The sequence below is a fragment of the Allobosea thiooxidans genome, from assembly GCF_900168195.1.
GTDB lineage: Bacteria > Pseudomonadota > Alphaproteobacteria > Rhizobiales > Beijerinckiaceae > Allobosea > Allobosea thiooxidans.
On record NZ_FUYX01000003.1, the window covers coordinates 82,412 to 105,458 of the forward strand.

A 23,047-nucleotide genomic window follows, 5' to 3' on the forward strand; every position below is an offset into this window, starting at 1 on the left:
CGGCCACGTCAGCTTCGATTGGGTCAATCGAAGCGGGACATCCTGTCCGTCTATACGGCGGCATGCGCCCGTCCGCCGCAGCAAGAGCCTTGCTACGGCAGATCGCACTCTAGGAATACGGGGTTAATAACGGGTTGATGCCGTAAGGTTATCAGACGCGCGCCGGGCGCAGCAGGAAGGCCGGCACGTGATCGCCGAGCCCCTTGACCTGCGGGCCGTCATCCTCGTCCCGCGTGCGGGGGCCGCGGCCGCGCCGGGCGCTGTCCCGGCTGCCTGCAGGGGCTGCCGCGACTTCGGAATCGGGCCTGACCGGCTGGTGCCGCCCGGAATGGCGCGCGCTATCGGTGGATTTCGCGGGAGCGTCGGCTTGAGGAGCCTCCGCCTCGACGCGTTCGGTGCGCGAGCTGCGCTCGCTGCGCCCACGGCCGCGGGGCGAGCGCTTGTCGTCGCGGTCACGGCGGCCGCGACGCTCCTCGCGCGCCTCGCTCGGGGGCAGGGCGTCGAGGCCGGGGCCTTCGAAGGCGATGGTCTGGCCGATCAGCTTCTCGACCGCGGAGACGAGCTTGTCGTCGTGGCGGGTGACGATGGTGAAGGCAGCGCCGAGCCGTCCGGCGCGGCCGGTGCGGCCGATGCGATGGACATAGTCCTCGGCATGGGTCGGGACGTCGAAATTGAAGACGTGGCTGACCGCCGGGATGTCGAGGCCGCGCGCGGCGACGTCGCTGGCGACGAGGATCGGATTCTCGCCGGTACGGAAGGATTCGAGCGCCGCCATGCGGGCGTATTGATCCATGTCGCCATGCAGGGCGACGGCCGGGAAGCCGTGGCGTTGCAGCGAGCGGTGCAGGGTCGCGACGTCGCGCTTGCGATTGCAGAAGACGATCGCGTTCTGCAGGTCGGTGGCGCCCTTGATGAGCCGGCGCAGCGTCTCGCGCTTCTCGAAATCCTGGGAGTTGGAGGCGATCAGGCGCTGGGTGATCGTCGTAGCGGCCGTCGCGGGACGCGAAACCTCGACGCGGACCGGATTGTGCAGGAACTGCTCGGAAATGCGGGTGATTTCCGGCGGCATGGTCGCCGTGAAGAAGAGGGTCTGCCGGGTGAAGGGCACCAGCTTGCAGATGCGCTCGATGTCCGGGATGAAGCCCATGTCGAGCATGCGGTCGGCCTCGTCGATGACGAGCAGCTCGACGCCGGTGAGCAGGAGCTTGCCGCGCTCGACATGGTCGAGCAGGCGGCCGGGCGTCGCGATCAGCACGTCGACGCCCCGCGTGATCTTGGCGTCCTGGTCGCCGAAGGAGACGCCGCCGATCAGCAGCGCGACGGAGAGCTTCTGATTGGCGCCGTAGCGGGTGAAGTTCTCCTCGACCTGCGCGGCGAGCTCGCGCGTCGGCTCGAGGATCAGCGTGCGAGGCATCCGGGCGCGGGCGCGGCCGCTTTCCAGGATGGTCAGCATCGGCAGGGTAAAGGCTGCAGTCTTGCCCGTGCCGGTCTGGGCGATGCCCAGAACGTCCTTGCGGGCAAGGACATGCGGAATGGCCTGGGCCTGGATGGGGGTCGGCGTGCTATAGCCTGCGGCGGTGACGGCCGTCAGAACCTTTTCGCTCAAGCCGAGTTCGGCAAATGACATCGCGTATGGCGCTTCTTCAGGGTCGGTGAAACGCGGCGGGATGACCTGCTCGACCACCGCGTTGGCGCGACGACAATTCCTGCGCGCCTTCGGACCCGTGTGGAATGCAAAGAAAACGCGGCAAAGTCAATCATCTAGCCTCGCATCCAGCCTCGAAAGGACTGTTTTAGCCTTATGAAGGAGCCGCTTGTTCTCGTTCCCGGGCTGAGTTGCAACGCTGCGCTCTATGTTCCGCAATGGCCGGCGCTCGCCGACGGCCGTCCGATCCTCGTCGCCGATCACAGCCATGACGACATGCTGCAGGGCATCGTGCGGCGCCTGCTGGAGGCGGCGCCGGCGCGTTTCGCGCTCTGCGGCCTGTCGATGGGCGGCTATGTCGCCTTCGAGGTTTTGCGGCAGGCGCCGGAGCGCGTGACGCGGCTCGCCCTGCTCGGCACCAGCGCGAAACCCGCGACGCCCGAAACGAACCTGCCCCGCGAGCAGATGATCGCGCTGGCGGAGAAGGGAGCGTTCGACAACGTCACCACGCTGCTCTGGCAGAAGCTCGTCGCACCGTCCCGGCTAACGGACGAGCCGCTGCGGCTCCTTGTGCGGCAGATGGCGGATGATGTCGGCGCGGACGGGTTCATCCGGCAGCAGCGCGCCATCATGCGGCGGCCGGATTCACGGCCGGTGCTCGCCAATGCGTCCTGTCCCGTGCTGGTCCTGGTCGGTGCGGAGGACGAGATCACGCCTGTCGCCGAAGCCCGGGAGATGGCCGGCCTCGTCGGAGGGCGGGGCAGGCTGGCGGTGATCCCGAAAAGCGGGCATCTCTCGACGCTGGAGGCGCCGCAGGCGGTGACGGAGGAATTGCTGCGCTGGCTCGGCTGAGCTCAGCGCGGCACCGCGCAGGGATCGAGACGCGTCTCGCCTGCGGCCTTGCTGATCGAGCCGGTGGTCAGAGGATCGACCGGCTGGCGCTTGGAGGCGGCGAGGCTGACCTGCGCCAGGCGCTCCCTGTCGAAGGGCGGTGTCCGGCTGGCCATGAAGTTCGCGGCGATGACGGACAGGAAGGCGATGGCCGCGCCGGCCTTGGCGATATCGATCGCCATCGTGCCGCGGGCATTCTTCCAGAACAGTTCGATCAGGCGCATGGCGCACTCTCCGCGTCTCGTCACGTCACGAGCACTGGAGCTGACGCTACGCGAGAGCCGTAAAAGCTTGGTTAGCCGGATCTTGCCCGAAACCGCTCAATGCGAGCGATCTTCCACAGGGGCGACCGCGTCGCCGGCCAGCAATGCCCGCTGCTCGCGGAAGAGCCGGCGCAGCGCGCCGAGGACGGCGACGACGCCGGGCCTGCCGCGCGAGACGTCGTGGGACACGAGATAGATGTCGTCCCCGGTCTGCTCTGGCGGGGGCTCGAGCCGGCGCAGGGCCGGATCGGCGTCCCCCATGAAGCAGGGCGCCATCGACAGCGCGCCCGAAGCGCGGATGCTCTCGTAGCGCGCGGCGGAATCGCCGACGCGGGCGGCGATCGGCCGGCCGGCGGCATAGGCCATGATGTAGTCGTCGATCCGGGACGAGGTTTCGCGGTTGACCGAGATGATCGGCGCCGCGGCAGGATCGGCATCGCCGCGGATATAGAGCGCCTGCATCAGCCGGCCGACCTTTTGCGCGTAATAGCCGGGCTCGGTCGGCACCTGGCTCATGCGCAGCGCGATATCGGCCTCGCCGCGCGCCAAATCGAGCCGGCTGCGGGTGCTGATGATGACGATCTCGACGCCTCCCGCCGCGGCCGAGAGCGCGGTCGCATGCTTGGTCAGGAGCAGGCTGATCGAGGTCGTCGCGGTGACCCGGACGGGTGCGTTCGCCTGCGGACGTGCGGCGCCGGCCCGGATCGCGAAGCGGCGGGCGGCGGCTTCGACCTCGCCGGCCTCGGCCGCAAGCTCCAGCCCGATCGCGGTGGCCGCAAGACGATTGGCCTCCCGCGTGAAGAGCGGCAGCCCGAGATCGCGCTCCAGCGCCTTCAGCCGGCGCGCGACCGTCGCCTCGCTCAGCCCGAGCTGCGTCGCCGCCACGGCCATCGACCCGCCGATGGCGATGGCGTGGAAGATCCGGATGTCGTCCCAGGAGATCTGCCCGGTGGACGATGCCAGATCGCCGTCGCGTCGAGATGGGGGTGGAGCAGGCCCGGCCATAGGGTCAGCTGCCAGCCACAGGCGGCGGTGCGGTGCGTGCGGTCATGACGATCGGGGAAGGGCGGAGGGCTCGGCATGCGCGAACCCTGCCTGCCGGCGCGGTTTCAGGCAGCCCGGCGGAGATGATGCCGAGCCCCCCAGGATTGCGGGCCTCGCCCGTCACAGATCGATCAGTTCGCCCGCGAAGGCGGCACGCTCCTGGATGAAGGTGAAGCGCGCCTCGGGCTTGTTGCCCATGAGCCGTTCCACGGTGTCGGAGGTTTCCTCCTTGGCCTCGTGGTCCACCATGACCTTGAGCAGGATGCGCTTGGCCGGGTCCATGGTGGTTTCCTTGAGCTGCTGCGGCATCATTTCGCCCAGGCCCTTGAAGCGCGAGATCTCCGGCTTCTTGCCCTTGAACACCGTTTCGAGCAGCTCGTCCTTATGGGCGTCGTTGCGGGCATAGACGCTCTTTCCGCCATGCTGGAGCCGGTAGAGCGGCGGCACGGCGAGGTAGAGATGCCCCTTCTCGATCAGACGCGGCATCTGGCGCCAGAAGAAGGTGACGAGCAGCGAGGCGATATGGGCGCCGTCGACGTCGGCGTCGGTCATGACGATGACCTTCTCGTAGCGGAGATCGTCCTCGCGGAACTGCGTGCCGATGCCGCAGCCGAGCGCCAGGATCAGGTCGGCGAGCTGCTGGTTCTGATGAAGTTTCTCGCGTGTCGCATTGGCGACGTTGAGGATTTTCCCACGTAGCGGCAGGATCGCCTGGTTGGCGCGGTTCCGCGCCTGCTTGGCCGAGCCGCCGGCCGAATCGCCCTCGACGATGAAGAGCTCGGAACCAGCCGCGCCGGCATGGGAGCAATCGGCGAGCTTGCCGGGCAGGCGCAGCTTGCGCGTCGCCGTCTTGCGCGAAACCTCCTTCTCGAGGCGCCGACGCAGGCGTTCCTCGGCGCGATCGACCGACCAGTCGAGCAGGCGCAGCGCCTGCTGCGGCGCGGCCGCGAGCCAATGGTCGAAGGCATCCCGCACCGCATTCTCGACGATGCGATGCGCCTCCACCGTCGCCAGCTTGTCCTTGGTCTGGCCCTGGAATTCCGGCTCGCGGATGAAGACCGAGAGCATGGCGGCGCAGGTCGCCATCACGTCGTCGGAGGTGACCTGCGCCATGCGCTTCGACTGGCCGATGCGCTCGGCATGGTCGCGCAGGCCGCGCAGCAGGGCGATCCGCAAGCCCTGCTCATGCGTGCCGCCCTCGGAGGTCGGAATGGTGTTGCAATAGGAGGAAGAGAAGCCGTCCTCGCCGGTGGCGAGCCAGGCCACCGCCCATTCGAGGGAGCCGTGGCTGCCTTCCTTGGTGATCTTGCCCGAGAAGATCGGCTCGGCGACCAGGTCCTTGCCCTCGATTTCGCGGCCGAGATAGTCGCGCAAGCCCCCCGGGAAGCGGAACACGGCCTCGGCCGCGACGTCGCCCTCGGGCTTCAGCAACGCGGGCGCACAACGCCAGCGGATCTCGACGCCGCCGAAGAGATAGGCCTTCGAGCGCGCCATCCGGAACAGGCGGGCAGGGGAGAAATGCGCGCCCTCGCCGAAGATCTGTGCGTCCGGGTGGAAGCGCACCCGCGTGCCGCGCCGGTTGGCGACGGGCCCGACCGTCTCCAGCGGGCCCTGCGGCAGGCCGCGCGAGAATACCTGCCGGTAGAGCGTCTTGCTGCGCGCGACCTCGACCTCGAGGCGGTCGGAGAGCGCGTTGACCACGGAGACGCCGACGCCGTGCAGGCCGCCGGAGGTCTCATAGGCCTTGGAATCGAATTTTCCGCCGGCATGCAGCGTGGTCATGATGACTTCGAGCGCCGACTTGCCCGGGAATTTCGGGTGCGGATCGATCGGGATGCCGCGGCCGTTGTCGGTCACCGCGATCGAGCCGTCCTCGAACAGCTCGACATCGATGAAGGTGGCGTGGCCGGCGACCGCCTCGTCCATGGCGTTGTCGATCACCTCGGCGAAGAGGTGATGCAAAGCGCGCTCGTCGGTGCCGCCGATATACATGCCGGGCCGGCGGCGCACCGGCTCGAGGCCCTCGAGCACTTCGATGGCGGAGGCGTCGTAGCCGGTCTCGGAGAGCGTGCCGTTGCGCGGCGCGTCGCCCGAAGCTGCCGGCGCCTTTGCGGGCGCGGCCGGCGAGCGCGGTTCCGGCCCCGGAGCAGCCGGGCGCGGCCGTTCCGGTTCCGAGCCGAAAAGATCGCCGTTGTCTTCCATCTGCCAAACGCTTCCTGATTCGTTCTCGTGAACTCTAGCGCATCGGCGCGCGCCACGCTCTGCAAGGGTCCGCTTATAGACGCCCGCCCGACCCGTCAGAAACCCCTTTTTCGCCGGCTGCGACACCTGCCGGCGGCAGGGCTTTCCGGCGCCGCTTCCCGCCGGGCGGAACAGCCGCGTTCAGGCGGTGTTAAGGCTGAACATCGAAGATGGGATTCGCGATCGGGCCATGGCAAGCTGCCCGGATCGGACTGCTTGGGGGGACTGATCGTGGTGTCGCGTCGCTCTGTACCGGATATGCGCATGACGGGCCTGAAGCGGGCTGCCCAGCTCGCCGGCGAGGCCTTCGGCCACGAAGATGCGCTGATGGCCACGGAAAGCACCGATTGGCACGCGACCCGTTGGCTCTGGTGGACGGCGGCGCTCCTCGCCGCGGCCGGTTTGGCCGTCCTGCACTTCAACTGACCGCCGCCCGTAGTGGCGGAAATATCAACCATTGGGCCCTACACCGGCGGGTGGAGGGCAGAGGGTGGTTCGCGTCGGTTCGAGTGATCGGGATTGCGCCGGAGGTGGCATCGGCAGCGCCGTGGTCCGCCCGTCGCAGGCAATCCGCGTGACGACGCGGCGCGGTGGCGGGGCCTGAGCCGATGGCCAAGCTTGCCGCCCTGTCCGCCTATTTCTACCAGGCCGCGCTGGCGTTCGGCCTCCTGATCGCGATCTCCAACCTGCTGACGCCGGCCGACTACGCCGCCTATTCGCTCTTCGTCTCGCTGGTGCAGTTCGCCGGCATCGCCTTCTTCGAATGGCTGCGCTTCGCCTGCAGCCGGTTCTATCCGGGGCCGGATCCGCAAAGCGAGGCGACGGAACGGGGCGTCATCACCGTCGAATTCCTGGCGAGCGCGGGGCTGTGCCTGCTCTCCGCGGCGCTCGCGCTGGTGCTCGACATGCCCGGCTGGGTCGGGATCGCGGGCGCGGCCACGGCGATCCTGCAGGGCGGGGGCGAGCTGCACCTGACCATGCTGCGCTTCCGGCAGGAGTTTCGCCTGTTCTCCTGGCTGCAGGGCAGCCGGGCGAGCATCATCGCCGCGGCGACGCTCGGCGGGGCGATGGTTTCGGCCGATTTCGAGCACCTCGTCATCGCCGGGCTCCTCGGCAACCTGCTCTACGGCCTCGTCGCGCTCGTGGCCTCGCGCCGGATCCTGCCCTTCGCCCCGCGATGGGACGCCGCGGTATCGCGGCAGCATGTCGCCTATGGCAGCGTTTCGGCGGGCGCCTCCGTGGCCGGCATGCTGGCGCCGCTCGGGTTCAAGGCGATCCTGACGGGCGCGCTCGGGCCGGCCGGGGCGGCCGGGCCGATGCTGGCGCTCGATCTGCTCCAGAAGCCCTTCGTCCTGATCGTCTCCGCCATCCAGGCGATCCGCTATCCGATGCTGGTGACGCTGTTCGACCGCGAGGCGGAAACCGGCGAACTCGGCCGCGAGCTCGGCCGCTACTATGCGCTGCTGGCGGGCTTCGCCGTCATGGTCGCGGCGGGGATCATCGCTGCGCTGGACGCGGCGGCGCTGCTGGTGATCGCGGCCGACCTGCGCGAGCCTTTCCTGCGGACAGCACCGCTGATCACGCTGATGGCGCTGATGCGGGCGCTGATCCAGACCCTGTTGCCGACGGCCGCGCATCTGCGCCGGCGCCTGGCGACGATCGCGCTGCTGGCGGTCGTCGACTGCGTCCTGATGTGCGGCGGCGCGCTCCTCGCCGTCCGCCTGTCCGGCGGTTCCGACGTCGCGATCGTCGCGGGCGCTGCCGCCGGCGCCGCGCTGGCCCTGGCCGGCGGCCTCGCCATCCTGCGGCTGCTGCCCTTCGAGCTGCCGCGGCTGCCACTCGCCGCCGCCCTCGCTGCCCTGGCCGCGGCCTGGGGCGCGCGGGCCTGGCTCGGCGCCGATGTCTGGCTGTCGACCGGCATCGCGCTCGCCGGCGCCGCCGTGGCCAGCCTGCCGGTCCTGCCCCGGATGCTGCGATGGCTGGCGCGCTGAACCAGGCGGATGGCGCCGGGCGCCAGGCCGCGATCACCGCTTCGAGAGGCACGAGCATGAGGATCATCGTCGGGATCGCGACGACGGGGCGACGGGAGGTCCTGTCCGACACGCTGGCGCAGATCGCCGGGCAGGCGCGCAAGCCCGAGGCGATCCTGATCTGCCCGGTCCAGGAGAGCGATGCGGACTGGGCCTATGCGGCGACGCTCGACGTGCCCGTGCGCCGTGTCGTCGGACGCGCCGGATCCTGCGCCCAGCGCAACGCGATTCTCGATGCCGCCGGCGAGGCCGACATCATCCTGTTCTTCGACGACGATTTCCTACCCGCGCGCTCCTATGTCGGCGCCGTCGAGGAGCTGTTCGCAGGGGAGCTGGACGTTGTCGTCGCGACTGGCCTCGTCCTCGCCGACGGAATCCATGGACCCGGGCTCGGCGCCGACGAGGCCCGGGCCATCCTCGCGCGGGACCCAGGGGCGGACGCGGCCACGATCACGCCGGTCGAGAACGCCTATGGTTGCAACATGGTGTTCCGGATGGCGGCAATCCGTGCTGCCGCGGCGCGCTTCGACGAAAACCTGCCGCTCTATGGCTGGCAGGAGGACACGGATTTCAGCCGCCAGCTCGCGGGGCAGGGGCGGATCATCCTCAGCACGGCGCTGCGTGGCGTCCATCGCGGCAGCAAGCGCGGCCGCAGCTCGGGGCTGCGGCTCGGCTATTCGCAGATCGCGAACCCGTTCTATCTGGTCGGAAAGGGAACGCTGCGCCGGCGTCGCGCGCTGCGCATGGCTGCCGGCAATGTCGCGGCGAACATCCTCGGCAGCCTGAAGCCGCAGGGCCTGATCGACCGGCGCGGTCGCCTCAAGGGCAATTGCCTTGCCCTGTTCGACATGCTCCGGGGCCGGCTCGCGCCGCGGCGAATCCTGTCGTTCAACTAGGCGGCGTCAGCGCTTCCTCAATCTTTGGCGGGCAGTCTCCCGCCGGGAGGCCCTCGTGCGCGCAGTGATCATCAGCGATTTCGGCTCGGTCAACGGTGGCGCCGCCAAGGTCGCCATCGAGAGCGCGCGCGGTCTTGCCGAAGCGGGCGTCGAGATCGTCTTCGCCTGTGCCATCGGCCCCGTTTCCGAACGACTCGACCATCCGCTGATCAGCGTCGCCTGCTTCGACGGGGAGGACATCTGGCAGGTCGGCAGCAAGCTCGCCGCGGCCAGGCAAGGGGTCTGGAACGCGCGGGCCTACCGCTTCCTGACCGAACTTCTGGCGCGCCAGCCACGCCAGGACACGCTCGTCCACCTGCACCAGTGGACCAAGGCCTTCAGCCCGGCCGCGATCGCGGCTGCCGGCGAAAGCGGGCTGCCGGTCGCGATCACCATGCACGACTATTTCTCCTTCTGCCCGGTCGGTAGCTATTTCGACTACAAGGCCAATGCGCCCTGCCGAAAAAAGCCGATGTCCGCGGGCTGCATCGCCAGCAACTGCGACAGGGCTTCCTATCTCCACAAGCTCGTCCGGGTCGCGCGCCAATGGCGTTCCGACGCGGCGATGCAGAAGCTCTCCGCACCGCTCTTCATCCATGTCAGCGATTTCGCCTGCCGCTTCGCCGAGCCCTTCCTGCCGAAGCGGGCGCGCCATGTCGTGGTCGAGAACATGATGGAGGCGCAGAAGCTGCGACCCGCCGACGTGGCGGCCAATCGGCATGCGCTCTTCCTCGGGCGCTTCACCCAGGAGAAGGCCGGCGATGTCCTGGCGCAGGCAGCGGCGGATGCCGGCATGCCGGTGCGCTTCGTCGGCGAGGGGGAACTGGCGGAGGCGATCGCACGGATCAACCCGCAGGCCGAGATCCGCGGCTGGGTGCCGGCCGACCAGGTCTTTCACGAGATCGCGCAGGCGCGTTGCCTGGTGCTGCCCTCGCTCTGGTACGAGCCCGGCCCGCTGGTGATCGCCGAGGCACGCTCCCTCGGCGTGCCGGTCGTCCTGGCGCGGAGCACGGGGCCGGCGAGCTGGGTCGTCGATGGCGAGGACGGTCTCCTTGTCGATGGCGGCGACGTCGCGGGGCTGTCGGCCGCGCTTGCCGAGCTGAAGGGCGACGAGCGCGCACGCGCCATGGGCGCAGCAGCCTATCGCCGCTACTGGGCCGATCCGCTGACGACGGAGCGGCATGTCCGGCGCACGGTCGCGAGCTATCGCGGCCTTCTCGACGACAGGCATTGAATCGGGGCGCCGGCCGGGCCCAACAAAAAACCGGGGCGTCGCCGCCCCGGTGGAGGCCAGCCGCGGAGCCGCGGCCGGGAGGATGCCGTGGCCGGCCTCAAGAGCCGGCCGAAGCCCTCAGTAGGAGTAGTACATCGCGAACTCGACCGGGTGCGGCGTCATCTCGAAACGCGCCACATCCTGCATCTTGAGCTCGATATAGCTCTCGATGAAGTCGTCGTTGAAGACGCCGCCGGCCTTGAGGAAGGCATTGTCCTTCTTGAGCGCTTCCAGCGCCTCGCGCAGCGAACCGCAGACGGTCGGGATCTTCTTCAGCTCGCGCGGCGGCAGGTCGTAGAGGTCCTTGTCCATCGCCGGGCCCGGATCGATCTTGTTCACGATGCCGTCGAGGCCGGCCATCAGCATGGCCGCGAAGGCGAGATAGGGGTTCGCCATCGGATCGGGGAAGCGGACCTCGACGCGCTTGGCCTTCGGCGAGGTCGTCCACGGAATACGGCAGGACGCCGAGCGGTTGCGTGCCGAATAGGCGAGCAGCACCGGAGCCTCATAGCCCGGGACGAGGCGCTTGTAGGAGTTGGTCGAGGGGTTGGTGAAGGCGTTCAGCGACTTGGCGTGCTTGATGATGCCGCCGATGTACCACAGGCACTCCTGCGACAGGTCGGCGTATTTGTTGCCCGCGAAGACCGGCTTGCCGTTCTTCCAGATCGACTGGTGGACATGCATGCCCGAGCCGTTGTCGCCATAGATCGGCTTCGGCATGAAGGTCGCGGTCTTGCCGTAGCTCTGGGCGACGTTGTGGATCGCATACTTGTAGACCTGCATCAGGTCGGCGGTCTTCACCAGCGTGTCGAACTTCATGCCGAGCTCATGCTGGGCCGAGGCGACCTCGTGATGGTGCTTCTCGACGGTGACGCCCATGGACTGCATCGCAGCCAGCATCTCGCCGCGCATATCCTGCGCCGAATCCTGCGGCGGGACCGGGAAGTAGCCACCCTTGGTGGCGATGCGGTGGCCGAGATTGCCGCCCTCATAGTCGGCATAGCCGTTGGTCGGCAGCTCGATGTTATCGAGCTTGAAGCCGGTGTGGTACGGGTCGGCGGCGATCTTGACGTCGTCGAAGACGAAGAACTCGGCCTCGGGGCCGACATAGACCGTGTCGCCGATGCCGGTGGACTTCAGATAGGCCTCGGCCTTCTTGGCGATGCCGCGCGGATCGCGGCCATAGGGCTCGCCCGTCGCCGGCTCGAGCACGTCGCAGTTGATCACCATCGTGGCCGCCGAGAAGAACGGGTCCATCGTCGCGGTGGTCGGATCCGGCATCAGCAGCATGTCGGACTCGTTGATCGCCTTCCAGCCGGCGATCGACGAGCCGTCGAACATCGTGCCCTCGGCGAAGATGTCCTCGTCGATCATGCCGACGTCGAAGGTCACGTGCTGCCACTTGCCGCGCGGGTCGGTGAAGCGGAAGTCGACGTATTTGACGTCATTTTCTTTGATCGCCTTGAGGACATCCTTGGCGCTCTTCATCTCAGCATTCCTCTTGCCAGCAGTTTCTCAAACTCGTGGGTCGCGGCTGGCTCCGGTCCAGCCTCGACCTTTGATCCCTAATGATGCGGGGGGAAGGTCCTCAGATCGCGTCCGCGCCGGTCTCGCCGGTACGGATGCGGATCGCCCCCTCGATGCTCGATACAAAAATCTTGCCATCGCCGATCCGGCCGGTCTGCGCGGCCTTCACGATGGCTTCGATCGCCCGGTCGAGCATGTCGTCGGCCAGCACGATCTCGATCTTCACCTTGGGCAGGAAGTCGACGACGTATTCGGCGCCGCGATAGAGCTCGGTGTGCCCCTTCTGGCGGCCGAAGCCCTTGGCCTCGAGAACCGTGATGCCCTGAAGCCCGACCTCCTGAAGCGCCTCCTTCACCTCGTCCAGCTTGAAGGGCTTGATGATCGCTTCGATCTTCTTCATGAGCCGACCGGCCTCCATTCCGCTCCACGGGCTCCGGCCTGCGCCGGATCATCGATTGCGCGGGGCTTCGGCGCACCGATCCGGTAGCGCGCTCAGCTCCGACGCTTTCATCCTCTGCTCATAGCATCGGCGAAGACGCCCCGCCATGCGGCAGGCCCGAGCGACCCGCCTCCCGATGGGGCAAGAAACAGCACAAAAAATAATCATGTGCCTATTCTGCGACCATTGTCGATCATTCGGCATCCCTTGCCCGGCAGGGCCGTGCCGTCCGATGCTGTCGCCGGTGGAAGGACCGTGAACGAAGCAATGCAAGCAACCGAACTCGCCCTGCTCTCGACCGGGCAGATGCAGCAGGCGGACGCGATGACGATCGCGGCAGGCAGGCCGGGGATCGTCCTGATGGAGCGGGCCGGCGCGGCCGTCGCGGCAGCGGCCTTGGCGCGCAGCGCGGAAGGCGCCGCCATCACCGTCGTCTGCGGGCCCGGCAACAATGGCGGAGACGGCTTCGTCGCCGCCCGCATCCTGCGCGAGCGCGGCCGGCAGGTCCGCGTCCTTCTGCACGGACGCCTGGAAGCGCTGACCGGCGACGCTGCTGCGGCCTCTGCGCGCTGGGACGGCCCGATCCTGCCACTGGCGCGGATCCGCGAAGCGCCGGGCTATCTCTTCATCGATGCCCTGTTCGGAGCCGGACTGACGCGGGCCCTCGCCGGCGAGGCGGCGGCCGCGGTCGCCTTCATGAACGAAACGGGACGGCCGATCATCGCCGTCGATGTGCCGAGCGGGGTTTCCGGCGATACCGGTCAGGTCGACGGCATCGCGGTGAAGGCGAGCGAGACGGTGACCTTCTTCCGGCTGAAGCCCGGCCATCTGCTGCTTCCCGGGCGAAGCCTGTGCGGGCATGTCAGCCTGAGCGACATCGGAATCTTGCCGGAAGCCGCGGCCGGCGCAGCAACGTTCCGCAATGATGTCGGGCTCTGGCGCGACGTCTGGCCGCGGCACGGGCTCGATACGCACAAGTTCCGGCGCGGTGCCGTCGCGGTCGTGGCGGGGGGAGTGGCCGGTGTCGGCGCTCCGCGCCTGAGCGCACGGGCCGCGCTCAGGATCGGGGCCGGGCTCGCGACGATCCTGTGCGAGCCCGCGGCCCTGATGGCGCACGCTGCCCGCGGGCCGGATGCGCTGATGCAGCGCTCCGCCGCCGATGCCGCCGCGCTGACGGCCTTCCTCGACGATCCGCGCGTGTCGGCCGTCCTTGCGGGGCCGGCATTGGGGCTCGGCGAACGTGGGGCCGAACTGGTCGGCGCGATCGCCGGCTGCGCCACGCCTGCGGTCCTCGATGCCGATGCCCTGACCCTGCTGGCGAGAGCGCCGGGCGGGGCGGCCGCGCTGCTGGCGGGTCGCCGTGCGGCTTGTGTGCTCACGCCCCATGAAGGCGAATTCCAGCGGCTGTTTGGCGGAGAAGCCGGCATCGCCAAGGAGCGCTCGAAGCTGGAGCGGGCTCGCAAGGCTGCCCGGCGTTGCGGGGCGATCGTCGTCTACAAGGGAGCCGACACGGTGGTCGCCGCGCCCGATGGCCGGGCGGCGATCAACACGACCGGCGGCCCGGCGCTCGCGACGGCGGGGTCCGGCGACGTGCTGGCGGGCCTGATCTGCGGGTTGCTGGCGCAGGGGATGCCGGCCTTCGAGGCGAGCTGCGCAGCCGCCTGGCTTCATGGCCGCGCCGGCGAGCGCCTGGGAATCGGGCTGATCGCGGACGACCTGCCCGAGGCGATCCCGGCCCTGATGCGGGAAACGCTGCCGGTCTGAGACCGCGCAGAAACAAGCCCGCCCCGGCAGGGGCGGGCCCGGATTTGACTGGTCGACCGGATCAGGAGCCGGAATAGGTGACCGCGGGAGCTTCCTTGAGCTGGTCCTTGGTCAGCGTGATCTTGCCGTGATCCGGATACATGGCCGGAGCCTTGGGCGCAGCAGCCGCCGGCGGGGCCGACGCCGTACCAGCTCCGGTGCCGGCGGTCCCGCCGCCTGCGGCAGGGGCGGGGGCTGCAGGAGCCATCGGCTGATCGCTCCAGCTTACCTGCTCGAAGGGAATCGCGACATCCTTCGAGCCGATGCCGAGGAAGCCGCCGACGCCGACCGTGACCATCTCGACCTTACCGGACTTGTCGAAGACCAGCTCGGTCACGTCGCCGACCTTCTTGTCGTCGGGGCCGTAGATGTCGACGCCGATCAGCTTGCTCGCCCGCCACTTGCCCTTGCCCGCCAGGTTGTTCTCCGGCATCGCCGGCTTGCTGGCAGGGGTGGCGGCCGGGGCCGCGGGGGTCGAAGAAGAGGAGGGCGGCGTCGGGGCGCTGGTCTGCGCCACGGCCGTGGCCGCAAGAAGCCCCGCGCCGACAGAAGCGAATACGATGCGTTTGAACATTTCTTCCTCCTGGATTTTCCGCAGTGGTGCGGGCTGGTTGAACAACGATCGACACGCGATTTTGTTCATCACGACTTCGTGACAACTATCGATCGATGGGTATGCCGGCGCGATAATCCTTCGCGCGAAGCTAGCCACGCGTGCGAAATCGAATGTTTGATCACGGCACGAGCGCGTGCTCGAATGCCAGCCTGAAACGCCGCGGGAGCGGCGCTGTTCCCGCCGGGAGGCCGTTATGTCGTCCGCTACCGTCACCATCCGCTTGCGTGAAGAGGATATCGCTGCGCTGGACCGCTATATCGCGGCGCAGGGGCGCGGCCGGTCACGCGCCGATCTGGTCGCGGAAATCGTCTCGCGATGGACGGCCGGCCGGAAGGAGGCCGCCCTGCCACACGACGAAGGAATGCGCCCGGAGGAGCTCAATGCGAGCAACGATTCCTGAAGGGCGCGGACGGCCGGTCAGTCGTCGGCGTCGTCGCGCCGGAGCTCGAAGGCCAGCATCGCCTCGGCCAGAGCCTCGAGTTCACGCTCCTTCTCGCCGCTGTCGGGCATGGCGTTGAGCTCCTTCACTCGCTGCTGGGCGCGGTCATAGTCCTCATCGGTGTGGATCACGATTGGCAGTTTCACATCGGTCTCCTGGTCGCGGTCGAAAGGGCAGGGCGGATGGCGCGCCATCTCGCGCCACGGTTTCGCGATCGTGACGGGGCGTCGCCTCGCCGTCCCCGCCGCCCGCCGGGGGGCTGCCGCGGGATGACGGCAGCTGCAGGTCTCGCCTGGGGCTTAAGCCTTCGGCAAGGGCAGGGCCGTCATCATGGACGTCGATTGCCATGTTGGGAAGGAACGCCGTGATGAAGAGGCTGCTGGCCCTGACGCTGCTGTCCGGCTTCGCCGTGGCGGCCGGGCCGCAGGGCGCCTCGGCCTTCTGGCAGCGCTCGCAGGTTTCCCGTTGCAACGACGCCACCACCGAGGCCGAGCGCCAGCACCTGCGCTGCTGGGAGCTCAACGCCTATGCCGATCCCGGCTGGCCGGCGCTTGGCGTCGGCGGGGCGGGCGGAGCCTATTTCCTCGGGCCGGCGCCCGGCGCCCGCTGGCGGAAGGGCGGCGTGACCCAGAGATTGGGATAGCGGTCGTCAGGAGCAGGCTTGCATGCCGCGCCTCCTGCGCGAAGCGAAAGCCGGCGGGACCGGCCCGAATGCGAGGAGCCGGAGATCGCGCAATCCACAATGGCGCTGCGATTTCGGGATTGAACAAGGGCGCTCGCCCGGGATTTCCCCAGAACGGGGTCCCGCAGACGGCCGCCGCCTGAATTCTGGATCTGGTTCGCCATAGGCGCGGCGATCACCGTTCTGTTTGCTGCCTATCTGGCCATCGATGATCTGGGGATCGCCGCGCTGGCCAGCCTGCCTGCGGACCGTCGTGGCGAGGCCGCCCTGCGTTGCCGCCACTGCTTTCGGCTCATCAAACGGCCACAATAGGTCATTAAGAAGCCTGCATCGAACCGAGTTATTCGGCTGGCTTCGCCGCGACAGGCGTGCCCCACTTTCCACTCTTTCGACAATTGAGTGCCGCTCGGCGGCATGCTGCCGCCGGCATTGCGCCCGGCGGCCTTACGGGCAGCGCGGAAACCCGCGCGCCATTGGACTGATATGAAAAACACAACCCGATACGAACACAAGAACACCAAGCGCGTTACTCCATCGGCCTCGCGCCCCTTGCCTCCGAAATCTCTACCCGGCTGGAAGCCGGAATCTTGCGGCCTCTCGCGCGAGGAACTGCGCGAGATCGTCGCGCAGATCATGGGCTGAGGAGAACACCATGAACCGCAATGATCGCAAGCCGACGGATGGATTCAGGCGCGATCAGGTTGCTCGACGGGCAGGCGCGGGCCTGCAGATGCGCTACGACCGCGCCCTGGCGCTTGCGCGAGGGTGCGAAGCCATAGGCGACCGGGTCGAAGCCGAACGCTTTTACCAGCAGGCCGATCACCTGCGTCGCCTGCTGAACAGCGAAGCTGCCTAGAAGGCCCTCCAAAGGCCGCGCGGCATCCTTGGCGGCGCGGGAGCGGGGGACGAGTATCGAACACGGCCCAGCCGCTTGCTCATCCCATCCACGCGGGCAGGGAAGCCGAGATCGCCCCAGGGGAAATGGTCACGGCCCGTTACCGAGCTGGTCGGAAGATTCGCTCATCCCGGCGCGGAGACGGTTTCCCAAAGCCTGATCGGGAAGCGGGGGAGGCAAAGCCTCGATACGCGGGCCGGGGCTTGCGGTGGTGAGCGGGGTGGGGATCGAACCCACGACCACATGATTAAAAGTCACGTGCTCTACCACTGAGCTACCCGCCCTCACCGCGCCGTGACATACGGAGGTGCTGGGCGCGGGTCAACTCTTCGAGGAAGATGTCACCAGCACCTTCCACCGCCCGCCGCGCGCGTTAACCGACCGGAAACCAAGCCGTCATAGCGTTGCGACATGGTCATCCGTCGCGGTCTCCGGTCCATCTTCGTGACTTTGGCGCTCTACCTCGTGTCGGGCGCGGCCGTCGCCTATTTCATGTTCCACGCCCAGCATGGCGCGCGCGGCCTCGAGGCGCGCGGCGCCGTGCGCGAGTCGCTGCGCGACCTCGAGGCGGAGCTCGCAAGCCTGGTCGCCGAGCGCAAATCCTGGGAACGACACCTCGCGCTCGTCCGCGACGAGGCGGTCGATCGCGACCTCCTCGAGGAGAATGCCCGCAACGTCCTCGGCCGGACCCACAAGAACGACGTCGTCGTCATGGGCCGCTGATCACGGCCGGATTTAGTTCCGGACGTATCGATTAACTTGATTTCGGTTATGCGCTGAGCTGCCTTTGTTTTCAAAGGTTTAGTTCATGCTGCAATGCGAGATAGCGTGCTCGCCAAGGTTTTTGCGATCCTCTACAACAAAGGTCGAATGACCTTGGAGGACCGCCTGATGGCTGTTGCCGCGCGCAAGTCGAAAGCTCCCGCTCAATCGAAATCAGCCGGGAAGCCGGCAAGGGCGCGTTCCGCGAAGGACGGCGCCGGCAAGGCAGGCCCGGCCCTCAGCAACACGCCGACCTTCACCAAGGAAGAAGATCTCCACGCCTATCGCGAGATGCTGCTGATCCGGCGCTTCGAGGAGAAGGCCGGCCAGATGTACGGCATGGGGCTGATCGGCGGCTTCTGCCACCTCTATATCGGCCAGGAAGCCGTGGTCATCGGCATGCAGATGGCTTCCAAGGATGGCGACCAGGTCATCACCGGCTATCGCGACCACGGCCACATGCTGGCCTGCGGGATGGAATCGCGCGGCGTCATGGCCGAGCTGACCGGCCGGCGCGGCGGCTATTCGCGCGGCAAGGGCGGCTCGATGCATATGTTCAGCCGCGAGAAGAACTTCTATGGCGGCCACGGCATCGTCGGCGCGCAGGTATCGCTCGGCACGGGCCTCGCCTTCGCCGACTGGTATCGCGGCGACAACACGGTATCGCTGACCTATTTCGGCGACGGCGCCGCGAACCAGGGCCAGGTCTATGAGAGCTTCAACATGGCCCAGCTCTGGAAGCTGCCGGTCGTGTTCGTCATCGAGAACAACCGCTACGCCATGGGCACCGCGGTGAACCGGGCCTCGGCCCAGACGGATTTCTCCCGCCGCGGCGCTTCCTTCGGCATTCCCGGCGAGCAGGTGGACGGCATGGACGTCCGCGCCGTCCGTGACGCGGCCCTGCGCGCCATCGAGCACGCCCGCTCCGGCAAGGGGCCCTATATCCTCGAGATGCAGACCTACCGCTATCGCGGCCACTCGATGTCGGACCCGGCGAAGTACCGCTCCAAGGACGAGGTCCAGCGGATGCGCGAGGAGCACGACCCGATCGAGCAGGTCCGGGCGCGCCTCGTCCGCGAGTTCAAGATCGGCGAGGACGAGCTCAAGGCGATCGACGCCAAGGTGCGCGAGATCGTCAACGACGCCGCCGAATTCGCCACGCACGACCCCGAGCCCGATCCGTCCGAGCTCTTCACCGACATCCTGCTGGAGCCGGCGCAGGGCTGAGCCCGCGCCATCCGCTTCGTCCTTTCCCCGCGTCTTCGAATCCGGGTGCGTTCATGCCGATCGACATTCTCATGCCTGCCCTTTCCCCCACCATGGAGGAAGGAAAACTGGCCAAGTGGCTGAAGAAAGAGGGCGATCAGGTCAAGGCAGGCGACATTATCGCCGAGATCGAGACCGACAAGGCGACCATGGAGGTCGAGGCGGTCGACGAGGGAGTCCTCGCCAAGATCCTCGTCGCGGACGGCACCGAGAACGTCGCGGTCAACACGCCGATCGGCATCATCGCCGCCGATGGCGAGGATGTGAGCAAGGCGGCCGCGGCCGACCCGGCGAAGATCAATCCGGCCGTCCCGGCGCCCGCAGCCGAGGCTCCCAAGCAGGAGGCGGCGGTGGCCGCTTCGGCCGATGCCCCGGCCGCCAGCAAGCCGGACACGGTTCCGGCCCAGGCCAAGGCCTATGATGCCTCCTCCGAATTCCCTGCGGGCGCCGAGATCGTCTCGATGACGGTCCGCGAGGCGCTGCGCGACGCGATGGCCGAGGAGATGCGCCGCGACAAGGACGTCTTCGTCATGGGCGAGGAGGTCGCGGAATACCAGGGCGCCTACAAGGTCACCCAGGGCCTGCTGCAGGAATTCGGCGCCAAGCGCGTCATCGACACGCCGATCACCGAGCACGGCTTTGCCGGCGTCGGCGTCGGCGCGGCGCTCTCGGGCCTCAAGCCCATCGTCGAGTTCATGACCTTCAACTTCGCCATGCAGGCGATCGACCAGATCATCAACTCCGCCGCCAAGACGCTCTACATGTCCGGCGGCCAGATGGGCTGCCCGATCGTGTTCCGCGGCCCCAACGGTGCCGCCGCCCGCGTCGCCGCCCAGCACAGCCACGACTATGCGGCGTGGTATTCGAACGTGCCGGGCCTCAAGGTCGTGGTGCCCTACAGCGCCTCGGACGCGAAGGGCCTGCTCAAGAGCGCGATCCGCGACCCGAACCCGGTGATCTTCCTCGAGAACGAGATCATGTACGGCAAGTCCTTCGACCTGCCGAAGGGCGACGATTTCCTGGTTCCGATCGGCAAGGCCAAGGTCGTGCGCCCCGGCACGGACGTGACCATCGTCTCCTTCGGCATCGGCATGAACTACGCGCTCGGCGCTGCCGAGGCACTGGCCAAGGACGGCATCGAGGCGGAGGTCATCGACCTGCGCACCATCCGCCCGATGGACATCGAGACCGTGGTCGCCTCGGTGCAGAAGACCAATCGCTGCGTCGCGGTGGAGGAGGGCTTCCCGCAGTCCGGCGTCACCGCCGAGATCGGCATGCGCATCATGGAGGCGGCCTTCGACTATCTCGACGCGCCCGTCGCCCGCGTCACCGGCAAGGACGTGCCGATGCCCTACGCCGCGAACCTCGAGAAGCTCGCGCTTCCGAACATCGGCGAGGTCGTCGCGGCGGCCAAGGCCGTCTGCTATCGCTGAGAAGGGGCTGACCGATGCCGACCAACATCCTGATGCCCGCGCTCTCTCCGACGATGGAGAAGGGCAATCTCGCCAAGTGGCTGAAGAAGGAAGGCGATACGATCAAATCCGGCGACATCATCGCCGAGATCGAGACCGACAAGGCCACGATGGAAGTCGAGGCGGTGGATGAGGGCATCCTCGCCAAGATCGTGGTGCCGGAAGGCACGGCCGACGTCGCCGTCAACGAGGTCATCGGCGTGATCGCCGGCGAGGGCGAGGACGCCAAGAGCGTCGCCGCTCCGGCGGCTGGCGGCGCTCCGAAGGCCGAGGCGCCCAAGGCCGAGCCTGCGAAGGCCGAAGCCGCGCCGGCGGCGGCTCCCGCTCCCGCCAAGGCGCCCGAGGCGCCGGCTGCAGCCGCGGCTCCGGCCAAGGCCGACGGCAATCGGCCCTTCGCCTCGCCGCTGGCGCGGCGTCTCGCCAAGGAGGCCGGGCTCGACCTCGCCGCCATCCAGGGCTCCGGCCCGCATGGCCGCATCGTCGAGAAGGACGTCGAGGCTGCGAAGAAGGGCGGCGGTGCGAAGGCCGCTCCGGCGGCGGTTCCCGCCGGCGCACCGGGCGCGCCCAAGCCCGCCGCTGCGCCGCTCGCGGCCGGGCCGTCCGACGAGCAGATCAAGAAGCTGTTCGAGCCGGGCTCCTATGAGGAGATCCCGCATGACGGCATGCGCAAGACGATCGCCCGCCGCCTCACCGAGGCCAAGCAGACGATCCCGCATTTCTACGTCACGCTGGATTGCGAACTCGATGCGCTCCTGAAGCTGCGCGCCGAGCTCAATGCCGCCGCTCCCGAGAAGGACGGCAAGCCGGCCTACAAGCTCTCGGTCAACGACATGGTGATCAAGGCGCTGGCGCTGGCGCTCAGGGCCGTGCCCGACGCCAACGTCTCCTGGACCGACGGCGCCATGCTCAAGCACAAGCATGCCGATGTCGGCGTCGCGGTCTCGATCCCCGGCGGCCTGATCACACCGATCGTGCGCGACGCCTGCCACAAGACGCTGTCGCAGATCTCAAACGAGATGAAGGACTATGCGACCCGCGCCAAGGCCCGCAAGCTGAAACCCGAGGAGTATCAGGGCGGCACCACGGCTGTCTCCAATCTCGGCATGTTCGGGGTCAAGGACTTCGCCGCGGTGATCAACCCGCCGCATGCGACGATCCTGGCGGTCGGCGCCGGCGAGCCGCGCGTCGTCGTCAAGAACGGCCAGCCGGCCGTCGCCACGGTGATGTCGGTGACGCTCTCGACCGATCACCGCGCCGTCGACGGTGCGCTCGGCGCCGAGCTGCTGCAGGCGTTCAAGGGCTATATCGAGAAGCCCATGGCGATGCTGGTGTGAGCGGCGGAGGCAATCATGGCTGACTACGACATCATCGTCATCGGCTCCGGCCCGGGCGGCTACATCGCCGCGATCCGGGCCGCGCAGCTCGGCTTCAAGACCGCGATCGTCGAGCGCGAGCATCTCGCCGGCATCTGCTCGAACTGGGGCTGCATTCCGACCAAGGCGCTGCTGCGCTCGGCCGAGATCCTGCATTACGGCCAGCACGCCAAGGACTACGGCCTGACGCTGGAAGGCTCGTTCAAGGCCGATCTGGAGGCCATCGTGAAGCGTTCGCGCGGCATCGCCGTGCGGATGAACAACGGCGTCCAGTTCCTGATGAAGAAGAACAAGGTCGACGTGATCTGGGGCGAGGCCAAGCTGACCAAGCCCGGCACGATCGCGGTCGCGCCGACCAAGAAGCCGGCGATGCAGCCGCAAGGACCGGTGCCGAAGGGCGCCAAGGGCGAGGGCACCTATACCGCCGACCATATCATCGTCGCGACCGGCGCCCGACCGCGCGCGCTGCCCGGCCTCGAGCCGGACGGCAAGCTGATCTGGACCTATTTCGAGTCGATGGTCCCGGCCAAGATGCCGAAATCGCTCCTCGTGATGGGCTCCGGCGCCATCGGCATCGAGTTCGCCTCGTTCTACCGGACGATGGGTGTCGAGGTGACGGTGGTCGAGGTGCTGCCGCAGGTCGTGCCGGTGGAGGATGCCGAGATCGGCGCCTTCGCCCGCAAGGCCTTCGAGAAGCAGGGCATGAAGATCATCACCAGCGCCAAGGTGACGAAGGTCGAGAAGGGCGCGGACTCCGTCACCGCCCATATCGAGGACGAGAAGGGCGGCAAGCAGACGATCACGGCGGATCGCATGATCTCGGCCGTCGGCGTCGTCGGCAACATCGAGAACATCGGGCTCGAGACGCTCGGCGTGAAGACCGACCGCGGCTGCATCGTCATCGACGATTTCTGCCGCACCAACGTCAAGGGCGTCTACGCGATCGGCGACGTCGCCGGCCCGCCGATGCTGGCCCACAAGGCCGAGCATGAGGCGGTGATCTGCGTCGAGGCGATCAAGGGCCTGCACCCGCATCCGATGGACAAGGCGATGATCCCGGGCTGCACCTATTGCCATCCACAGATCGCCAGCGTCGGCCTGACCGAGGCGAAGGCCAAGGCCGCCGGCTACGAGATCAAGGTCGGTCGCTTCAACTTCGTCGCCAACGGCAAGGCTGTGGCGCTCGGCGAGGATAGCGGCCTGGCGAAGACGATCTTCGACGCCAAGACCGGCAAGCTGCTCGGTGCCCATCTCGTCGGCCCGGAGGTCACCGAGCTGATCCAGGGCTTCGTCGTCGCGATGAATCTCGAGACGACCGAGGAAGAGCTGATGCACACCATCTTCCCGCATCCGACCCTGTCGGAGGTGATGAAGGAGAGCGTGCTCGACGCCTATGGCAAGGTCCTCAACGCCTGAGGAGTTGACGTAGCGTCACTATTCGGTGTTTCCTG

22 protein-coding genes and 1 tRNA gene are annotated in these 23,047 nt (G+C 67.9%); 14 read left to right on the plus strand and 9 right to left on the minus strand.

Going from position 1 to position 23,047, the window contains the following annotated elements:
* Nucleotides 1–151 precede the first annotated feature (151 nt).
* Complete coding sequence (locus tag B5Y19_RS06285; RefSeq protein WP_055730310.1) at nucleotides 152–1,627, minus strand: DEAD/DEAH box helicase; 1,476 nt, start codon at nucleotides 1,625–1,627, stop codon at nucleotides 152–154.
* A 174-nt stretch (nucleotides 1,628–1,801) separates the two neighbouring features.
* Between B5Y19_RS06285 and B5Y19_RS06290 the strand changes: the two genes are divergently transcribed.
* Nucleotides 1,802–2,497, plus strand: a complete 696-nt coding sequence (locus B5Y19_RS06290; protein WP_079591254.1) for an alpha/beta fold hydrolase — start codon at nucleotides 1,802–1,804, stop codon at nucleotides 2,495–2,497.
* A 2-nt stretch (nucleotides 2,498–2,499) separates the two neighbouring features.
* Here B5Y19_RS06290 and B5Y19_RS06295 read toward each other — a convergent pair whose 3' ends face one another.
* From B5Y19_RS06295 to parE, 3 genes are all read right to left on the minus strand, one after another.
* Nucleotides 2,500–2,760 carry a hypothetical protein gene (locus B5Y19_RS06295; protein WP_055730304.1) on the minus strand — a complete coding sequence of 87 codons (261 nt, stop codon included), beginning with the start codon at nucleotides 2,758–2,760 and terminating at the stop codon, nucleotides 2,500–2,502.
* A gap of 96 nt (nucleotides 2,761–2,856) precedes the next feature.
* On the minus strand, nucleotides 2,857–3,804 hold the full coding sequence (locus B5Y19_RS06300; RefSeq protein WP_079591255.1) for a LysR family transcriptional regulator: 948 nt from the start codon (nucleotides 3,802–3,804) through the stop codon (nucleotides 2,857–2,859).
* Between the two features lie 159 nt (nucleotides 3,805–3,963).
* Nucleotides 3,964–6,045 (minus strand): DNA topoisomerase IV subunit B, encoded by a 2,082-nt coding sequence (gene parE, locus B5Y19_RS06305; protein WP_055730306.1) that lies wholly within the window; start codon nucleotides 6,043–6,045, stop codon nucleotides 3,964–3,966.
* A 303-nt stretch (nucleotides 6,046–6,348) separates the two neighbouring features.
* Between parE and B5Y19_RS26020 the strand changes: the two genes are divergently transcribed.
* The 4 genes from B5Y19_RS26020 to B5Y19_RS06320 all read left to right on the plus strand — a co-directional run bounded on the left by B5Y19_RS26020 (nucleotide 6,349) and on the right by B5Y19_RS06320 (nucleotide 10,283).
* Nucleotides 6,349–6,510, plus strand: coding sequence for a hypothetical protein (locus tag B5Y19_RS26020; protein WP_156367139.1), 162 nt, complete (start codon nucleotides 6,349–6,351; stop codon nucleotides 6,508–6,510).
* A 182-nt stretch (nucleotides 6,511–6,692) separates the two neighbouring features.
* On the plus strand, nucleotides 6,693–8,075 hold the full coding sequence (locus B5Y19_RS06310) for a hypothetical protein (protein WP_079591256.1): 1,383 nt from the start codon (nucleotides 6,693–6,695) through the stop codon (nucleotides 8,073–8,075).
* Nucleotides 8,060–9,010, plus strand: a complete 951-nt coding sequence (locus B5Y19_RS06315) for a glycosyltransferase family 2 protein (protein ID WP_244555496.1) — start codon at nucleotides 8,060–8,062, stop codon at nucleotides 9,008–9,010. Before B5Y19_RS06310 ends, B5Y19_RS06315 begins: the two co-directional genes overlap by 16 nt.
* Nucleotides 9,011–9,065: 55 nt before the next feature.
* Entirely contained in the window at nucleotides 9,066–10,283 is a 1,218-nt protein-coding gene (locus B5Y19_RS06320) for a glycosyltransferase family 4 protein (protein WP_139384284.1), read from the plus strand.
* 117 nt (nucleotides 10,284–10,400) lie between these two features.
* Here the strand turns inward: B5Y19_RS06320 and glnA are convergent, their stop codons facing one another.
* Both glnA and B5Y19_RS06330 read right to left on the minus strand, forming a co-directional pair.
* Nucleotides 10,401–11,810 carry a type I glutamate--ammonia ligase gene (gene glnA / locus B5Y19_RS06325; RefSeq protein WP_055729882.1) on the minus strand — a complete coding sequence of 470 codons (1,410 nt, stop codon included), beginning with the start codon at nucleotides 11,808–11,810 and terminating at the stop codon, nucleotides 10,401–10,403.
* A gap of 100 nt (nucleotides 11,811–11,910) precedes the next feature.
* Nucleotides 11,911–12,249: a P-II family nitrogen regulator gene (locus B5Y19_RS06330; protein ID WP_055729892.1), complete on the minus strand. Its 339-nt coding sequence runs from the start codon at nucleotides 12,247–12,249 to the stop codon at nucleotides 11,911–11,913.
* A gap of 306 nt (nucleotides 12,250–12,555) precedes the next feature.
* Between B5Y19_RS06330 and B5Y19_RS06335 the strand changes: the two genes are divergently transcribed.
* Nucleotides 12,556–14,052 (plus strand): NAD(P)H-hydrate dehydratase, encoded by a 1,497-nt coding sequence (locus tag B5Y19_RS06335; protein ID WP_055729883.1) that lies wholly within the window; start codon nucleotides 12,556–12,558, stop codon nucleotides 14,050–14,052.
* Between the two features lie 61 nt (nucleotides 14,053–14,113).
* Here B5Y19_RS06335 and B5Y19_RS06340 read toward each other — a convergent pair whose 3' ends face one another.
* Complete coding sequence (locus B5Y19_RS06340) at nucleotides 14,114–14,665, minus strand: PRC-barrel domain-containing protein (protein ID WP_055729884.1); 552 nt, start codon at nucleotides 14,663–14,665, stop codon at nucleotides 14,114–14,116.
* Between the two features lie 175 nt (nucleotides 14,666–14,840).
* Between B5Y19_RS06340 and B5Y19_RS06345 the strand changes: the two genes are divergently transcribed.
* Complete coding sequence (locus tag B5Y19_RS06345; protein ID WP_244555497.1) at nucleotides 14,841–15,107, plus strand: hypothetical protein; 267 nt, start codon at nucleotides 14,841–14,843, stop codon at nucleotides 15,105–15,107.
* Nucleotides 15,108–15,124: 17 nt separating this feature from the next.
* Here the strand turns inward: B5Y19_RS06345 and B5Y19_RS26025 are convergent, their stop codons facing one another.
* Complete coding sequence (locus B5Y19_RS26025) at nucleotides 15,125–15,292, minus strand: hypothetical protein (RefSeq protein WP_156367118.1); 168 nt, start codon at nucleotides 15,290–15,292, stop codon at nucleotides 15,125–15,127.
* Between the two features lie 221 nt (nucleotides 15,293–15,513).
* Here B5Y19_RS26025 and B5Y19_RS06355 point away from each other — a divergent pair, with 221 nt between their 5' ends.
* Together B5Y19_RS06355 and B5Y19_RS25610 are read left to right on the plus strand one after the other, a co-directional pair.
* Nucleotides 15,514–15,789, plus strand: coding sequence for a hypothetical protein (locus B5Y19_RS06355; RefSeq protein ID WP_055729887.1), 276 nt, complete (start codon nucleotides 15,514–15,516; stop codon nucleotides 15,787–15,789).
* Nucleotides 15,790–16,480: 691 nt separating this feature from the next.
* Complete coding sequence (locus B5Y19_RS25610; RefSeq protein WP_139384285.1) at nucleotides 16,481–16,684, plus strand: DUF4167 domain-containing protein; 204 nt, start codon at nucleotides 16,481–16,483, stop codon at nucleotides 16,682–16,684.
* A 248-nt stretch (nucleotides 16,685–16,932) separates the two neighbouring features.
* Here the strand turns inward: B5Y19_RS25610 and B5Y19_RS06365 are convergent.
* A tRNA-Lys gene (locus B5Y19_RS06365) sits at nucleotides 16,933–17,007 on the minus strand.
* Between the two features lie 127 nt (nucleotides 17,008–17,134).
* Between B5Y19_RS06365 and B5Y19_RS06370 the strand changes: the two genes are divergently transcribed.
* From B5Y19_RS06370 to lpdA, 5 genes are all read left to right on the plus strand, one after another.
* Nucleotides 17,135–17,446: an FtsB family cell division protein gene (locus tag B5Y19_RS06370; protein ID WP_055729889.1), complete on the plus strand. Its 312-nt coding sequence runs from the start codon at nucleotides 17,135–17,137 to the stop codon at nucleotides 17,444–17,446.
* Nucleotides 17,447–17,614: 168 nt separating this feature from the next.
* The gene (gene pdhA, locus B5Y19_RS06375; protein WP_055729893.1) at nucleotides 17,615–18,712 is read left to right on the plus strand and encodes a pyruvate dehydrogenase (acetyl-transferring) E1 component subunit alpha; all 1,098 of its coding nucleotides are present in this window, start codon (nucleotides 17,615–17,617) and stop codon (nucleotides 18,710–18,712) included.
* A 53-nt stretch (nucleotides 18,713–18,765) separates the two neighbouring features.
* Nucleotides 18,766–20,184: a pyruvate dehydrogenase complex E1 component subunit beta gene (locus tag B5Y19_RS06380; protein ID WP_055729890.1), complete on the plus strand. Its 1,419-nt coding sequence runs from the start codon at nucleotides 18,766–18,768 to the stop codon at nucleotides 20,182–20,184.
* A gap of 14 nt (nucleotides 20,185–20,198) precedes the next feature.
* The gene (locus B5Y19_RS06385; protein ID WP_079591259.1) at nucleotides 20,199–21,557 is read left to right on the plus strand and encodes a pyruvate dehydrogenase complex dihydrolipoamide acetyltransferase; all 1,359 of its coding nucleotides are present in this window, start codon (nucleotides 20,199–20,201) and stop codon (nucleotides 21,555–21,557) included.
* A 15-nt stretch (nucleotides 21,558–21,572) separates the two neighbouring features.
* Nucleotides 21,573–23,012, plus strand: a complete 1,440-nt coding sequence (gene lpdA, locus B5Y19_RS06390; RefSeq protein ID WP_055726994.1) for a dihydrolipoyl dehydrogenase — start codon at nucleotides 21,573–21,575, stop codon at nucleotides 23,010–23,012.
* The last annotated feature ends 35 nt before the right edge of the window (nucleotides 23,013–23,047 follow it).

Bases quoted from the DNA above. Each gene is read 5' to 3' on its own strand.
- B5Y19_RS06300 (WP_079591255.1), bottom strand. From the start codon at position 3,804: ATGGCCGGGCCTGCTCCACCCCCATCTCGACGCGACGGCGATCTGGCA.
- B5Y19_RS25610 (WP_139384285.1), top strand. From the start codon at position 16,481: ATGAACCGCAATGATCGCAAGCCGACGGATGGATTCAGGCGCGATCAG.
- B5Y19_RS06380 (WP_055729890.1), top strand. From the start codon at position 18,766: ATGCCGATCGACATTCTCATGCCTGCCCTTTCCCCCACCATGGAGGAA.
- lpdA (WP_055726994.1), top strand. From the start codon at position 21,573: ATGGCTGACTACGACATCATCGTCATCGGCTCCGGCCCGGGCGGCTAC.
- B5Y19_RS26020 (WP_156367139.1), top strand. From the start codon at position 6,349: ATGACGGGCCTGAAGCGGGCTGCCCAGCTCGCCGGCGAGGCCTTCGGC.
- B5Y19_RS06330 (WP_055729892.1), bottom strand. From the start codon at position 12,249: ATGAAGAAGATCGAAGCGATCATCAAGCCCTTCAAGCTGGACGAGGTG.
- B5Y19_RS06335 (WP_055729883.1), top strand. From the start codon at position 12,556: ATGCAAGCAACCGAACTCGCCCTGCTCTCGACCGGGCAGATGCAGCAG.
- B5Y19_RS06315 (WP_244555496.1), top strand. From the start codon at position 8,060: ATGGCTGGCGCGCTGAACCAGGCGGATGGCGCCGGGCGCCAGGCCGCG.
- B5Y19_RS06370 (WP_055729889.1), top strand. From the start codon at position 17,135: ATGGTCATCCGTCGCGGTCTCCGGTCCATCTTCGTGACTTTGGCGCTC.
- glnA (WP_055729882.1), bottom strand. From the start codon at position 11,810: ATGAAGAGCGCCAAGGATGTCCTCAAGGCGATCAAAGAAAATGACGTC.
- B5Y19_RS06340 (WP_055729884.1), bottom strand. From the start codon at position 14,665: ATGTTCAAACGCATCGTATTCGCTTCTGTCGGCGCGGGGCTTCTTGCG.
- B5Y19_RS06310 (WP_079591256.1), top strand. From the start codon at position 6,693: ATGGCCAAGCTTGCCGCCCTGTCCGCCTATTTCTACCAGGCCGCGCTG.
- B5Y19_RS06295 (WP_055730304.1), bottom strand. From the start codon at position 2,760: ATGCGCCTGATCGAACTGTTCTGGAAGAATGCCCGCGGCACGATGGCG.
- B5Y19_RS06355 (WP_055729887.1), top strand. From the start codon at position 15,514: ATGAAGAGGCTGCTGGCCCTGACGCTGCTGTCCGGCTTCGCCGTGGCG.
- B5Y19_RS06290 (WP_079591254.1), top strand. From the start codon at position 1,802: ATGAAGGAGCCGCTTGTTCTCGTTCCCGGGCTGAGTTGCAACGCTGCG.
- parE (WP_055730306.1), bottom strand. From the start codon at position 6,045: ATGGAAGACAACGGCGATCTTTTCGGCTCGGAACCGGAACGGCCGCGC.
- B5Y19_RS06285 (WP_055730310.1), bottom strand. From the start codon at position 1,627: ATGTCATTTGCCGAACTCGGCTTGAGCGAAAAGGTTCTGACGGCCGTC.
- pdhA (WP_055729893.1), top strand. From the start codon at position 17,615: ATGGCTGTTGCCGCGCGCAAGTCGAAAGCTCCCGCTCAATCGAAATCA.
- B5Y19_RS06385 (WP_079591259.1), top strand. From the start codon at position 20,199: ATGCCGACCAACATCCTGATGCCCGCGCTCTCTCCGACGATGGAGAAG.